This window comes from Saccharopolyspora ipomoeae (assembly GCF_029952525.1).
In the GTDB taxonomy this organism is placed as follows: Bacteria; Actinomycetota; Actinomycetes; order Mycobacteriales; family Pseudonocardiaceae; genus Saccharopolyspora; species Saccharopolyspora ipomoeae.
The window spans coordinates 149,826-163,589 of the sequence record NZ_JASAOF010000002.1 but is presented as its reverse complement, the minus strand read 5'-3'; the positions used below and the strand labels follow the sequence as shown (position 1 = coordinate 163,589).

The 13,764-nt window shown below is 72.1% G+C and carries 12 protein-coding genes; 3 read left to right on the top strand and 9 right to left on the bottom strand.

From position 1 onward, the window contains the following. The first annotated feature begins 91 nt into the window (after window positions 1–91). On the top strand, window positions 92–310 hold the full coding sequence (locus QFW96_RS04205; RefSeq protein WP_281454178.1) for a hypothetical protein: 219 nt from the start codon (window positions 92–94) through the stop codon (window positions 308–310). Here the strand turns inward: QFW96_RS04205 and QFW96_RS04200 are convergent, their stop codons facing one another. The 9 genes from QFW96_RS04200 to QFW96_RS04160 all read right to left on the bottom strand — a co-directional run bounded on the left by QFW96_RS04200 (window position 311) and on the right by QFW96_RS04160 (window position 9,842). Continuing rightward, complete coding sequence (locus QFW96_RS04200) at window positions 311–718, bottom strand: VOC family protein (RefSeq protein ID WP_281454177.1); 408 nt, start codon at window positions 716–718, stop codon at window positions 311–313. It abuts the gene before it with no gap. Further along, entirely contained in the window at window positions 715–1,572 is an 858-nt protein-coding gene (locus tag QFW96_RS04195; protein ID WP_281454176.1) for an AraC family transcriptional regulator, read from the bottom strand. Before QFW96_RS04195 ends, QFW96_RS04200 begins: the two co-directional genes overlap by 4 nt. Window positions 1,573–1,601: 29 nt before the next feature. Beyond that, the gene (locus QFW96_RS04190) at window positions 1,602–1,847 is read right to left on the bottom strand and encodes a hypothetical protein (protein WP_281454175.1); all 246 of its coding nucleotides are present in this window, start codon (window positions 1,845–1,847) and stop codon (window positions 1,602–1,604) included. A 2-nt stretch (window positions 1,848–1,849) separates the two neighbouring features. Continuing rightward, window positions 1,850–2,971, bottom strand: a complete 1,122-nt coding sequence (gene tal, locus QFW96_RS04185) for a transaldolase (protein WP_281454643.1) — start codon at window positions 2,969–2,971, stop codon at window positions 1,850–1,852. Between the two features lie 52 nt (window positions 2,972–3,023). Beyond that, window positions 3,024–4,385, bottom strand: coding sequence for a hypothetical protein (locus QFW96_RS04180; protein WP_281454174.1), 1,362 nt, complete (start codon window positions 4,383–4,385; stop codon window positions 3,024–3,026). Beyond that, complete coding sequence (locus QFW96_RS04175; RefSeq protein ID WP_281454173.1) at window positions 4,385–5,476, bottom strand: baeRF2 domain-containing protein; 1,092 nt, start codon at window positions 5,474–5,476, stop codon at window positions 4,385–4,387. The genes QFW96_RS04180 and QFW96_RS04175 overlap by 1 nt, the downstream gene beginning before the upstream one ends. 85 nt (window positions 5,477–5,561) lie before the next feature. Next, window positions 5,562–6,368, bottom strand: coding sequence for an SAM-dependent methyltransferase (locus QFW96_RS04170; RefSeq protein WP_281454642.1), 807 nt, complete (start codon window positions 6,366–6,368; stop codon window positions 5,562–5,564). A 346-nt stretch (window positions 6,369–6,714) separates the two neighbouring features. Continuing rightward, on the bottom strand, window positions 6,715–8,145 hold the full coding sequence (locus tag QFW96_RS04165) for an amidohydrolase family protein (protein ID WP_281454172.1): 1,431 nt from the start codon (window positions 8,143–8,145) through the stop codon (window positions 6,715–6,717). Continuing rightward, window positions 8,037–9,842, bottom strand: a complete 1,806-nt coding sequence (locus QFW96_RS04160; protein WP_281454171.1) for a hypothetical protein — start codon at window positions 9,840–9,842, stop codon at window positions 8,037–8,039. Before QFW96_RS04160 ends, QFW96_RS04165 begins: the two co-directional genes overlap by 109 nt. Window positions 9,843–10,044: 202 nt before the next feature. On the opposite strand from QFW96_RS04160, the gene QFW96_RS04155 reads away from it, so the two are divergent. Together QFW96_RS04155 and QFW96_RS04150 are read left to right on the top strand one after the other, a co-directional pair. After that, a complete protein-coding gene (locus tag QFW96_RS04155; protein WP_281454170.1) occupies window positions 10,045–13,080 on the top strand; it encodes an arabinosyltransferase domain-containing protein in 3,036 nt (1,011 codons plus the stop codon). A gap of 182 nt (window positions 13,081–13,262) precedes the next feature. Then, window positions 13,263–13,691: a DoxX family protein gene (locus tag QFW96_RS04150; RefSeq protein ID WP_281454169.1), complete on the top strand. Its 429-nt coding sequence runs from the start codon at window positions 13,263–13,265 to the stop codon at window positions 13,689–13,691. Window positions 13,692–13,764: the final 73 nt, after the last annotated feature.

Sequence of the window (13,764 nt, the reverse complement as noted above, 5' to 3'; positions counted from 1 at the left end):
ATCAAGCAAGTCAGCCTTTTGGGTAATCGCGGATTGCAATTGCAGTTCGCTACCTTGCATCCCACTTGATCACGAACCGAGAGGACTGGGGATGCACACCGAGCAGGCGCAGCGCCACTTCTGGCTTCCGGTGCCGAACGAGAACCTACCGGGCGGCGTGCGGCACGCGTTCCGCGGTGCCCGCTGGGACGGGCTCGCCTCGGCCGAGACCGTGTGCGGCGAGCCCGTCGCGCTCGCCCAGCCCAGCGAACTGGACTGGATCTACTTCCCCACCTGCGCGGACTGCAACTCCCGCCTCAAGGGCGAGTGATCACGGGCGGGGTTCGCCGCGGTAGTAGCCGAAGGACCACAGGTTGCCCTCCGGGTCTCTGACCCCGAATTCGCGGTTGCCGTAGTCCTGGTCGGCGATGGCCCTGAAGATGTCGGCGCCCGCTGCGCGCACCTTCGCGTAGAGGGCGTCGGGATCGTCGGTCACCACGTACATGCCTGCGGTGCCGGGTTGGCGGGACCACTCCTGGTCCGGCTTGTAGGAGCCGAGCATGATTCCGCCGCCTTCGGGCCAGTCGAGCTGGGCGTGGGCGACCTGATCTCCGTCGGCGTACGCGGCGGTCTTGATGAAACCGAGCGTGTTCACCAGGAAATCGATGAGTGCGGGTGCGTCGTGGGCTTGGAGCGTGGCCCACACCGTGGGGGCGGGCCTGGTGTTCGTCGTCGTCATACCGGGAATTCTTCCGCCGGTTGACCGGCCCCGGCTTGGATGTTTCGGAGCTCCGCCCCGATCCAGCGACTCGGGCTCGTTCCCGCGTACTGGCGGAAGTCGCGGACCAGGTGCGAGTGGTCGTAGTAGCCGCACGCCTGCGCCACCGCCGACAGCTCCGGGGCGACGTCGTCGCGGACGGCGCGGGCGATGCGCTGGCGGGCGTGCTCGAAGCGCATCAGCCGGGACACGGCCTTGGGCGACATCCCGAGCTCGGCGCGGAACAGCGTCGTCAGCTGCCGTTCGCCGAGGTGGACGTGCCGGGCCAGGGCGCTCATCGACCCGGTTCCGCGATGCCAGGCGATCCACTTCCACGCCTCGGCCACCTCCGGCCGAGGCTCCGAGCGCACCTCGGAAGCCGCCGACCGCAGGTGCTCGGCCAGCGCCGCGAAGCGCTCCGGCCAGCTCGGGAGCTCGGCGAGCCGCTGACGCAGGTCCTCGACGCCGGACCCGAGCACGTCCTGCGCGTCGACGGCACGTTCGGCCAGCTCACCGGCGGGAACGCCGAACATCCGGCGCAGCGCCAGCGGCCGGACCGCGAGCTGGATGCCGCTCTGCGCGCGCGGCTGGGCGATGTAGGCGGGGCTGGTGTGCAGGCCGCCCAGAACCAGGTGCGCCGTCTCGGCGTCCTCCCCGGTGGGACGGAACCCCGAGATCACCGGTTCGTCGAAGGTCAGCACCACCGTCAGGGCGGGTGAGGGCAGACCGAGGTGCTGCACCGGGCGTTCGAGCCGCGACGTGTAGCCGACCGCGGACACGACGGCGCCGGGCAGCATCCGGCCGCCCTCGACGAAGCGCCACTCCCCCGCGTCCACGTCCCCCATCATCCACCCGGCACCGACGATCAGTCGGTTTCCGGGAGCTCCTCGGCGAAGCGCTCGTCGAGGCTGCGGCCCTCGCGCTCCTCGCGCGGGGTCGGCCGCTCCCGCGCGGTCGCCGACCACCCCTCGGGTGGTTCGACGCCGCGCTCCAGCGGATCGGTGCCGAGCTCGTCCTCGTCGAGGTCCTCCGCCGACTGCAGGTTCGCCGGATCTTCGAGCTCCTGCGGGTCGGGTTCGGTCTCGTTCGGGGTCGGCGTGGTCTCGGACATGCTCACCCTCCTTCGCGGACGAGGCGTTGGCCGACGGTGTCGAGGAGTTCGGTCCAGGACTTCTCGAACTTCTCCACGCCCTCGGTCTCCAGGGCCTTGAACACGTCGTCGAGGTCGATGCCCGCCGCGGCGAGGTCGTCGAAGACCTGCTGCGACTCGGCGGCGGTGCCGGTGACCAGGTCACCGCGCACGTCGGCGTGATCGGCCGTGGCCTGCAGCGTCGACTCCGGCATCGTGTTGACCGTGTTCGGCGCCGCCAGCTCGTCGACGTAGCGGGTGTCGGAGTAGGACTTGTCCTTGACCCCGGTCGAGGCCCACAGCGGACGCTGCGCCCGAGCACCCTGCGCCTGGAGCGCGTTCCACCGCTCGGTCGAGAAGACCTCCTGGTAGGCGGCGTAGGCCAGGCGGGCGTTGGCGATCGCGGCCTTGCCCCGCAGCGGGTGGCCCTCCCGCATCGCGTCGAGCCGCTTGTCGATCTCGGTGTCCACGCGGGACACGAAGAACGACGCCACCGACTCGATGCTCGACAGGTCGTGACCGTTGGCCTCGGCCAGCTCCAGACCCGCCAGGTAGGCGTCCATGACCTGCCGGTACCGCTCGACGGAGAAGATCAGCGTCACGTTCACGCTGATGCCCTCACCGATCACCTTCGTGATCGCAGGCAGGCCCGCCAGCGTCGCCGGGATCTTGACCATCAGGTTCGGCCGGTCCACGGCCTTCCACAGGTCGATCGCCTCGGCCACCGTCTTGTCGGTGTCGTGCGCCAGCCGCGGGTCGACCTCCAGCGACACCCGGCCGTCCACACCACCGGTGGACTCGTGGACCGGGCGGAAGATGTCGGCCGCGTCGCGCACGTCGTCGGTGGTGATCGTGCGCACCGCCTGATCGGTGCTCACCCCCGCCTTCGCCAGCTCGGCGACCTGCTCGTCGTACTCGGGCTCCTTCGACACCGCACCGGCGAAGATCGTCGGATTGCTCGTCGCCCCGACCAGGTGGTACTCGGCGATCAGGTCGTCGAAACCCCCGGACCGGATCCGGTTGCGGGACAGGTCGTCCAACCAGATCGACACACCGATGTCGCTGAGCGCCTTCAGATTCGCGTTCGCCACGAGGTGTCCTCCAATCCCGTGCGCGGCTCCCCCTCGCCTACCCGGTCGGCAGCGATCCCATGCATCCTCAGAGCCGCACGTCCGCCCCTCGGAGCACCGATTCCGCCTCCTGGAACGACATCGCGGGCGGTGGTGTCCGCGGGGAGACGCGGGTGAGCTCGCGGTGCGCGCGGACCAGCCCGGCGAAGTCCCTCGGGTACGCCTGCGGATCCGCGCCCAGCACCGTCCCGAACCGCCGCGCGCGGCCGACCAGGTCCTGCCAGGTCTGCATCGGGGCCAGCCCGATCGATTCGGTGCCGTGGGAGAACAGCATCATCCGGATCTCGTCGTAGTCGACCGCGTCCAGGTGCTCGCGCAGCGCCTCGGGTGAGTGGCCCGCGTTGAACGCCAGCCAGAACGGCACGGACCCGGTCCGCAACGCCCAATGCGGCTCCATCAGCAGGAACGTCTCCACCAGCAACCGGTCCGCGGGCAGCCCGTGCGCGGCGAACCAGTCGCGGTGCAGCGCCGCCACCGCCGGACTCAGGTCCTCCGGATGGCCGAACCGCAGTCTGCGCAGCGAGAAACCGAGCGCGTCGAGGTCGTCGAGCAGCTGCGGCTCGAAACCCCACTCGGCCTCCGGGGAGCGCTCGTCCGAGGTCGGCGGGCTCCACGACCGGTGCTCGGAACCGTAGCGGCGCAAGAACTCCCGGACTCGCTGACCGCCGGTGAAGTACTCCTGCTCGTCGGCGCCGCCGAGCGCGCCGAACTGGAAGACGTGCCGGTCGTCGATGCGGGTCACCGGCCAGTTCAGCCCGCACTCGGCGCTGACCACGACGCCGTCCGGCGCCAGGTGCTCGCGCACGAACCGCCGGTAGGCCACCGGGAGCCGGCGCCACTTGACGCGGAAGTAGGACATCCCGGCGATCATCAGCCGGTCCTGGTTGGGGTCGTGCATGTGGTGCAGCACCAGTTCCGGGTTGGTGCGCAGCAGTTCCCACCCCGGCCTTCGACCGGCCTCCAGCTCGGCGGACGGGTCGTCGCGATCCACACCTCCGCGCCGCACCGGGATCAGCAGCGTCTGCGGCAACCACGGCGCGTCCAGCGCGGCCGCCAGGTGCATCAGGGCGCCGTTGGAGGAGCCGATGAAGATCACCGGGTAGCGGCGACGCGGGTAGTGGTCGACCACCCACTCCGCGAGGTCGTCGGCGTCGATGTCGGCGAGTCGATCCGGCGGCACGGCCTCGCTGACCCCGCTGGCCGCGTACACCCGGTCGGCGAGCGACGGCGGGAGGCGGTTGACCGCGCCCAGCAGCGCGGAGATCGCCGGCACCGCCGAACGCGGCGTCGCACCGAGAGCAGGCGCGTCCTGCCCGGCCAGGCAGGCCGACAGGGCCCGCAGCATGCCGGTGGCCGAGTCGAACGAGGCCACCGCGCGACCGGCGCGCATCACGCGGCCCGGTAGCGCAGGACCGCGCCGATGCCGCCGGTCAGGTCGACGGTGTCGGATTCGGTGATCACCAGGTCGGCGTCGGTGCCGGCCAGAGCGCGGACGACGGCGGCGCTGGCCGGGGCGTCGCCGATGATCTCGCCGCCGGAGTCGGTCAGGGTGCGTTCGTCGGCGGCGAGCTCGGTGGGGCCGGAGCCGACGTGCAGGTCGCCCGCGTGGTCGTCGGCCGTCCACAGCAGGGTGCGGACCTGACCCCGGCGCAGCGCCTCCACCGTGTCCTGCCAGCCCTCGACGGCGCGCTCACCGCGCCCGGCCTCGCGGCGGAACTCCTCGACGACGTCGGCGATCTGGGACTCGTGGACGCGGCGCGTCACCTCCCTGCGCAGCTGCTCCGCCGAGGCGGTGCGGGAGTCGGGTTCGATCACCAGGCCCTGATCGCCCACCAGTTCGCGCACCAGAGCGCGCTGCTGGTCCTCACCGGTGAGCACGATCGCCTGGGCGCCGATCTTGCTCGCGCGTTCGACGATCTCCCCGGCCGCGGCCTCGGCGTTGCGCTTCCAGCGCTCCTCCACCGCCATGTGGAACCGCTGGTGGTTCTCCTCGTCGCCCGCTCGGGTCTTGTGCACCGGGTGCTGCTCGCCGTCGACGCGGACCGACTCGACCTGACCGGGCCCGCGCACCAGCGAGAGATCCGCGCCCGCGCGGTCGACGTCCGCGATCACGAACGGCACCGTCGTCATGCATCGACGCAGGTAGGGCATGAGGTGCGGGATCGGGCCGACGTGGGCCTGGTCCTCGGTCGGCAGGTCGGTGGGCGGTTCGGGCAGTTCGTCCTGCAGCACCACCTGGTCGCCACGGGCGATGAGCACCTGGCCGCGTTGGCCGGTCTGGGCTCGGTGCTCGCGCACGTGATCCTCGATCGCGTGCAGCGCCGTCTCGTCGGCGCCCTGCTCCTGGAGTCGCTCGCGGACCGCCCGCCAGCGCAGCTCGATCGCCTTCGCCGCGTCCTCGGCGTCACCCGAGGTGTCCAGGTAGGCGGTCACGAACGGGCCCGGCCGCTCGTAGACGTGCTGCAGAGATCCGATCTCCACGGCTGCATCACCTGTGTTTCCGCTCGGAGACTCACCTCCGCCGCGCGGAGGCCGTGCCCTCGACGTTCCCAGGTGAGGAGGCCGGTTAAACCAGGCGGCCGACGGCGGCGTAGGCGTTGGCGCGGGCGATCTCGTCGTCGCTCGGGGGCCGGTCCGCGTGCCAGGACGGCGTGGGGACCAGGCCGGGCGGGAGGAGCTCGTAGCCGTCGAGCAGCTCGGCGATCTCGTGCGGCGGGCGCCAGCGCACCGGGGTCGGTGTGCGCGCCATGACCTCCTCGGCCGCCACGACCTGCTCGTCGGTGGCGGCGAGCTGCGAGATGTGGGTGACGGCGAGGTAGCTGCCCGGCGCGCACGCGTCGCGGTAGGTGGCGGTCAGGGCGGTGGCCTCGGCCTGGTCGGGCACGAACGGCAGGATCGCCACCGCCAGGATCGCCACCGGCCGGTCGAAGTCGATCTTGGCGACGCCGTGGGCGCGCAGCACCGACTCCGGGTCGCGGATGTCGGCTTCGTCGATGGTGACCATCGGGTTCTCGCCCAGCAGCGCTCGGGCGTGGGCGACGGCGACCGGTTCGTGGTCGACGTAGGCGATGCGGGCCTGCGGGTTGTGCCGGTGGGCGATCTCGTGGACGTTGCCGACGGTCGGGATGCCCGAGCCCAGGTCGAGGAACTGGTCGATGCCCTGCTGCACCAGGTGGCTCACCGCGCGGCGCAGGAACGCCCGGTTGGCGACCGCGTAGTCGCGGGCGTACGGCATCGCCCGCAGCCCGGCCTCCGCGGCCTCGCGGTCGACGGCGAAGTTCGTCGAACCGCCCAGGTAGTAGTCGTACATCCGCGCCGAGTTCGGGCGCTCTACGTCGACCTCACCACCCGTCCGCTCCGGCTCCGGCAGCACCAACGCGCCCTCCTCCGCTCGCCAACGCGACCTTCCCACCCTAACGAGCAGGCCCGGCGCTCCGATGCGGCCATCCGCGTACGTCACCAGCCGACAGTTTTTCCTCGAACTGTCCGGACAAAACGGACGTTGATCATGGGTGATTCGAGGAAAAACTGCCCCCCGCCAACCACCACTGTCACGTTCGCCGTTGGCACTGGGCCGTTTTAGCCATAACTGCGGTGCGGTGGAGGGTTCTCGATCTTGGTTGATCTTGGCTAGAACTGCGTTCTCTCCGGAAACCCTTCCTCGGGTAGCGACTTCATTGAGGCGTCCTCGCGGATCAGGGCAGGCGGGTGGTCGCGGATCAGGTCGGGTGGGGGTGGTCGCAGCAGAGGCGGTGGGTCCACTCGGGTTCGTGCCACCAGTAGGTGGGGTTGGTTTCTCGGGCGGCAGGTCCGGTGTGGGTGATGGGGGCGGTCGGAACTGCGCCGTCGATCGGTGCGGCGCCACTCGGGGCGCCGCCGGTCGGGGCGCCGCCGGTCGGGGCGCCGTCGGTCGGGGCGCCGTCGGCGGAAGGTGCGGGGCCGGATGCGGATCCGGTGTCAGTGGCGGGCCTGGTGTTGGGGGCGGTCGAAGTTTCGAAGGGGGCGAGGAGGGTGTTCGGGGTGTGGGGGATGGCGCCTCGGTAGGTGGTGTGGACCGCAGCCGCTGCTGCGATGTCGGTGAGCGGGTCGCCTTCGACCAGGATCAGGTCCGCGTAGGCACCTGGGCGGATTTCGCCGAGTTCGCCCTGCAGACCGAGCCAGCGGGCGGGGTTGCGGGTGGCCGTGGTGAGGGCTTCGTGCGGGGTGAAGCCGTGGGCGACCATCGCGCGCAGGTTCATGTGCAGCGAGACCGCGATGTTGTCCAGCGGCGAGTCGGTTCCGGCGATGACGAACCCGCCGCCGCGGTGGATGCGCAGCAGCATGTCGACCTGACCGGCCAGCTGCGCCCGGTCGACGTCGCCGTCCGGGCCGGCCGCGTCCTCGACCTCGCCGAGCAGCCGCTGGTACTCCCACGGCGGGAACAGCACCCGCGTGCGCCGGTCGTCGACCAGCGACCGGTCCGAGGCGTACAGCGCGGACGAGGTGAACAGCGTCGGCGTGATCGACATGCCGCTGGCCAGGAACAACTCCACCGCGTCGGCGTAGGAGCGGCCGAGCTCGTCGCAGGTGTGCGAGTAGCCGAGGCGGTTGGTGGCGCCGGTGTGCTCCATCCCGTCCATGCCGAGGTTCGCCGCCGGGTAGACGTAGTGCGAGCTCAGCGGCCGACCCTCCGCGTGCGCCCGCGCGACCGCCGACCGCTGCAGGTGAACCGGCAACCGCACGTAGGTCTTCACCAGGTCGTAGTCCAATGTGGACGCTCGTCGCATCTCCAGCTCCAGCTGCCGCTCGCTGAGCGTCGGGCGCATGAAGTTGTAGTAGATGCGGCCGCCGTCGATGGCCTCGCCGGTGGCGAAGTACCGCGGCCCCACCCGATCCCCGGAGCTCAGCGCCTCCCGCGTCTCCTGCATCTGGTACGCCGGATCACCGGGCGAGCGCGTCGTCGTCACGCCGTAGGCCAGCCACGCCCGCCCCTGCCGATCGCCCCACTGCCTGCCGCGCAGGTGCCAGTGCACGTGGGCGTCGATCAGCCCGGGCATCGCCGTCAGCTCGCGCGCCTCGACCTGCGCGCGCCCGTCCTGGGCGGGCAGGACCGCGGCGATCCGCTCCCCCTCCAGCACGACGTCGACGTCGCGGCGCAGTTCGGTCGCCACCCCGTCCCACAGCGCGCCGACCCGGACCACCTGGTTCTCGCTGGTGCGCGCGGGATGCCACCGCAGGTCCAGGGGGATCGCCAGCTCAGCGAGTCGGTCAACTCGGTGGTGACCTGGCGGGGCGTGCCGGTGAACGCACCGGCCGCGTCGACGGGCACGATCCACGCGGTGGACTCCACCACGAACGCCAGGTGCCGCCCGTCCGGCGACCACACCGGGCCGTCGTCGCCGCGCGTGGCCAGCGACCGGAACGGCAGCACCTCGGTGTACTCCAACGTCCCGGTGTCGACGTCGACGCGCACGATCTGGCTGGTGCCCTCGCGCACCCGCGCCGCGTAGGGCTTGACCGCCGCCAGCACCAGGGTTCGCCCGTCGGGCGAGAAGTCCGGGCGCCCGGGCTGGAACATCGGCGAGGTGACCTGCCTCGGCGCACCTCCGTCGAGGTCGGCGACCCAGGTCGCCCCGTCCTGGTCCTGGTAGGCGATCCGCTTCCCGTCCGGGGCGAACCGGGGCGTGATCGCGGCGCCTTCGACGTCGGTGATCCGCCGCTCCGCACCTGTGGCGAGCTCGTGCAGCCAGAGCTCGGCGGTCCCGGTGCGGTCGCTGCTGTAGAGCAGGAACCGGCCATCGGGCGAGAAGTCCGGGTCGGAGGCGAAGTACCCGTCGGACACGACCTTCCGGGGCTCCTGGCCGATCGGCAGCACCCACAGCGCGTTGAGCGCGCGGAACGCGATCCGCCCGCCGTCGCGGGAGCACACCGGGCTCGCGATGCCGGTGACGTTCGGTCCGCGCACGCCCGGACGCCGGCGCCGGTAGTCGCGCGAGCCCAGGACCGGAACCGCGGCGGCGAACGGAACGTCGGTGCGCCCGCCGGAGAGCACGCGCCTGCGCACCGCACCGTCGGCGGTGTAGAGCAGCTCGTCCGGGCCGGTCCAGCGCGGTGCGAACCCGAACACGTCCTCACCTTCGGTCACGGCCCGGCCGTCGACGACGAGGTCCCGACGCGTCCCGTCCAGCCGGACGTGGGCCAGTCTCCCGTCCGGCGCCACGCTCGGTCCGAACAGCTCCGCCTCGCCCTCGACCAGGGTGCTGACCTGCCCGGAGGCGATCTCGACGCGCTCGATCGCGGTCTCCCCGGCGACGTAGACCAGCGCGGACCCGTCGGGCGACCAGTTCGGCATCGACACGTCCGCCCGGTCCCGGGTGACCTGGCGGATCACGCCGGAACCGAGATCCATCGTGAAGACCTGGTACCCGCCCGCCCGATCGGAGGAGAACGCGAGAAACCTCCCGTCCGGCGAGAACTTCGGCTCCCGGTGGTCGTCGGGGCCCGCCGTCAGCTGCCGCAGCCCGGAGCCGTCGGCCGCCATCGTCCAGAGGTGGAAGTTGCCGTCGCGGTACGACTGGAACACCAGGCTCCGCCCGTCCGGGGAGAAGTCGGGCTGCGTGGCGTCCTGCAGCTCATCGGTGAGCTTGCGCGCCCGCCCTCCCCCGGCCTCCAGCAGCCAGATCGCGTTGACCAGGTCGAACGCGATCCTCCCGTCCGGGGCCACGGCCGCGCAGATGTTGGTGCCCTGCCGCAACGTCACCCCGGCCGCCTGCGCCAGGCCGATGCCGGGCGGTGCGAGAACCAGTGCCGCAGCGCCGGTTCCGGCCTGCAACGCGCGCCGCCGAGTGATCCTGAACCCTGAACTCATCGCCACACCCCGACATCCCGTCGACATCCGCGAGCCGATCGATCGTCCGGCGGCGAACTTCTCGCGCACAATCCGCCGAAGAGTCACAACCCGAGAACCCGATCGATTCCGCTGCTCCTGCTTCACGATCGGCGAGTTGCGGGCGTTTCCGCACCCTCGATCGTGTAGTGCAGTTGACGCGGAAGTGCGTCGATGTGTAGGCGTGGTCGTTTCCCACCCCCTCGAACTCGGCGAAACCCGGTCTCCGCAGCGCTCGCGCGGGCGGCCGATCCCGGCGAACCGCCGCACCTGGTGGTGCGGAGCGCTGGCCGCGGTGACGGTCCTGCTGGGCGTCGTGATCCCGTTCGCCCCCGTCACGGTCTCGGACCCGGTCGTGTCCTGGCCGCAGGCCGGGAAGTTGCCTAGTTCGACGGCGGTGCCGCTGAGCCCGCCGCGCCCGCTGTCGCTGGAGGCGACGATCCCGTGCTCCGCGCTGCGCGCCGTCGGCACCGGTGACGTCCTGCGCACCGTCCCGGCAGGCGCGGACCCGCAGGGCGGGCTCACGATCTCCGCGGGCGGCGGCCGGGTTTCGGTGCTCGCGAACGGCGTCGCGGCCTTCGCCGAGCCGATCCCGGCGGGGCCGTGCGCGTACCGCGTCGCGGCGACCGCCACGGGCCTGGAGGTCTCCCGCGGCGGCCACCGGGTGGCCCAGGTTCCCGGTGCGCAGGTGCCCGAGGTGTCGGTGCTGTCCACCGCCGCCGCGGGACTGCCGGAGTCGGCGGGCCTCGGCGTCACCCTGCACACCGACGACCGCTACAGCTCCACGCCCGCCGACCTGAAAACCGCTCTGCTGGTGGCACATCTGGCCGCGCTGGCCGCGACGCTCGTGCTCGCGGGGCGGATCTGGGGTCCGGTGCGGATGCCGCGACCGCGTCCGCGCTGGGTGGATCTGGTCGTCGGCGCCGTCGCCGCGTCCTGGGTGCTGCTCGGGCCGCTCGGGTACGACGACGCCTGGTACGCGCTGATGTCGCGCAACGCGGCCGAATCCGGGTTCCTCGGCAACTACGTCTACATGTTCAACGTCACCGAGAACCCGTTCGTGCTCAGCCAGTACCTCATGCAGTTCTGGGGCGGTCTCGGCGAGTTCTCGCTGTGGTGGCTGCGGCTGCTCCCGCTGGCCTACGGCCTGCTGACCTGGGTGCTGCTGCGCGTCCTGCTCGCGACCACCCTCGGGCGCGCGGCCGAGCACCGGTGGGTGCCGTGGGCGCTGGGCCTGGCGTTCCTGTCCTGGTGGCTGCCCTACGGGATGTCGCTGCGCCCGGAACCGCTGATCCTGTGCCTGACGGCGGCCACCACGCTGCTGGCCGAGCTCGCGCGCCGCCGGGAGAGCATCCCGGCCGCCGCCGCGGCCACCCTGGTCGCCGCGCTGGGGTTGAGCTGCTCCCCGTCGGGCCTGGTGGCGTGGGCGCCGCTGGTTCCCGCGCTGCCGTGGTTGTGGCGATGGCTGCGCGACCGGACCTGGAAGTCCCGCGCGGCGGCCGGGTTGACGCTGGTCGCCGCCGGAACCGCGCTGGTGCCCGTCGGTTTCGCCGACGCGACCTTCGGCGACGTCCTGGAGGCCACCAAGGTGCACCGCTGGTACTACGGCTCGTTCGCCTGGTACGAGGAGTGGCGGCACATCGACAGCCTCATGGCCGGCCCGTGGGCGCTGCGGCTGCCGGTGCTCATGGCGCTCGCCGTGGGCCTGCTGGTGGCGCTCGGGCGCGGGCGGCGCACCGCTCCCGGCACGCTCCGCTGGCTGATGCTCTCCAGCGCCGTGACCACCGCGCTGGCGATGGCGTTCCTCGCGCTGAGCCCGACGAAGTGGGTGGTGCACTTCGGGGCGCTGGCCGCACCGGCGATCGTGCTGCTCACGACCGCGCTGCTGCGCTCGCCGCTGCCCCGCACCACGGGCGTGGTGGTGAGCACCGGCGCCACAGGTGTGATGATCGCGGTGGCCGCGGCCGGGTTCTCCGGCCCCAACATCTGGAAGCCGTTCAGCGACCGGGGGCAGTCCTTCGGCAACCACCTGCCCGCCGCGCCGTCGAAGATCGAGCTCAACATGACCGCACCGCACGTCGGGGACGTGTTCCTGCGCGACGCGAAGCTGTGGGTCGCGCTGGCGCTGGCGGTCGCCGGGTTCGGCCTGTGGCGACGCCGTCGGCACCTCGGGGTGCTGCTGCGCCCCGAGCGCGGCGTGCTGCTGGCCACCGCGCTGCTGCTGGTCACCGGCATGGTCGCGGTGTTCGCCTGCGCACCGCTCCGGCAGGCGCCGGGCTGGACGGTGGGCGGCGGTGGGTTCGAGCACGCCCTGTCCGGCACCGGCGACCTGGCCCATCACGTCCAGGTCCTCGCCGATGCCGACGCCCGACCACCGGAACCGGCCGAACCCGCCGTCGTGCGCGGCGATTTCGCCACCGCTGCGCCCCTGCCGGTGCCGCCGTCGTCGCCCGGGCGCGTGTGGCACAGCAACTCCAGCACCCCCACGGGCCGGGGAGAGCTCGTCACCGGCTGGTACCCGGTTCCGGCGACCGGCGACGCCACCCACGTCACCGTGCCGGTGCTCGGCGATCGGCTCTCCGCGCACAGGCTCTCGGTGCGGGCCGACACCCCGACCGGGGTCGTCGACCTGCCGCTGAGCCGCGAGGCCGCGCCCGGCCCGAGCGGTCCGCTGGGGCCCGACGACGCGCTGGGCTCGCGGCACTGGCAGGAGCTGGCCGTGGCGCTCCCGCAGCGCGTGCGCGCGGTCCGCGTCGTCGTCGAGCAGCACGGGTCGTGGCTGGCCGTGGGTCAGCCACGGCTGACGAGGTTGCGGCCGGTCACCTCGGTGACCGAAGGCGAGGTGGTCTTCGCCGACCAGATCTCCGCGGTGCTGTGGCCCGACGTCGACCAGGCCGCGGTCGCCGACGGCATCACCACCCCGCCGACGGTGCGGCTCAGCGCGGCCGAGCACATCGATCCGGGCGTGCTGTCCAACTCCACGTTCACCGACTGGGGCGGCAACTTCGCCACCAGCACCCACACGGCGACGTGGGTGCGGATGGTCTCGGTCCTGCCGGGCGGGCCGGAGGCGCCGCCGTGGGGCACCGTGGACCGCGTCCTCTACGCGGCCGAGCCGCTCCAGGTGGACGTCGAGCACCGGCACGAGGACCGGGCGGGCTGGACGCGGCTGCCGACGCTGGCGGGCGAGGACTACATCGGCCGCAAGTACACCGGCTGAACCGTTGCCGTTTACCAGCTGTCTGACCAGCGCAATCGGGTCGGGTCCGGGGGTGCGCACCGGCTCGCCCGTTCGCAGTCGGGGCCGTTTCAAGTTCTGGACAGTCGGCTTGATCACCCTTGACTTTAGGGTAGCCTAACTTAAGGCTCGTGGGTGTCCACTAGCACCCAGGGAGTCATGAGATGTCCAGTCTTGACCGAAAAGCCGACAGCTGCGCGCCCTACGCGCTCGGGGTGTTCCGGATCGTCGTCGGCGCGCTGTTCGCCAGCCACGGGGCGGCGTCGCTGTTCGGCGTGTTCGGCGGAGCGCCGGGCAGCGGCGGCACGGTCCCGTTCGGGGTGTGGCCCTCGTGGTGGGCGGCGGTGATCCAGCTGGTGTGCGGCCTCCTGGTCGCCTTCGGCGTGCTCCACCGCGCCGCCGCCGTGCTCGCCTCCGGCTCGATGGCCTACGCCTACTTCGTCGTGCACCAGCCCGACGGGCTGCTCCCCCTGCAGAACGACGGCGAGCAGGCCGCCCTGTTCGCCTGGTCGTTCCTCCTGCTCGCCTTCACCGGCCCGGGCGCCCTCGCGCTCAGCCGCGTCCGCCGCCGACCCGAGCTCGCCGCGGCCTGAGCCCGGGGTCGAGGACACCTGCCAACGGCTGCCAGGTGCCCCTCCCGGCCCTGGAAAGCAAGCGGTGGCCGAT

What these genes read in the sequence shown, in the direction of transcription:
- QFW96_RS04190 (WP_281454175.1), bottom strand. Translation starts at nt 1,847, where the DNA reads ATGTCCGAGACCACGCCGACCCCGAACGAGACCGAACCCGACCCGCAG.
- QFW96_RS04160 (WP_281454171.1), bottom strand. Translation starts at nt 9,842, where the DNA reads ATGAGTTCAGGGTTCAGGATCACTCGGCGGCGCGCGTTGCAGGCCGGA.
- QFW96_RS04180 (WP_281454174.1), bottom strand. Translation starts at nt 4,385, where the DNA reads ATGCGCGCCGGTCGCGCGGTGGCCTCGTTCGACTCGGCCACCGGCATG.
- QFW96_RS04150 (WP_281454169.1), top strand. Translation starts at nt 13,263, where the DNA reads ATGTCCAGTCTTGACCGAAAAGCCGACAGCTGCGCGCCCTACGCGCTC.
- QFW96_RS04205 (WP_281454178.1), top strand. Translation starts at nt 92, where the DNA reads ATGCACACCGAGCAGGCGCAGCGCCACTTCTGGCTTCCGGTGCCGAAC.
- QFW96_RS04200 (WP_281454177.1), bottom strand. Translation starts at nt 718, where the DNA reads ATGACGACGACGAACACCAGGCCCGCCCCCACGGTGTGGGCCACGCTC.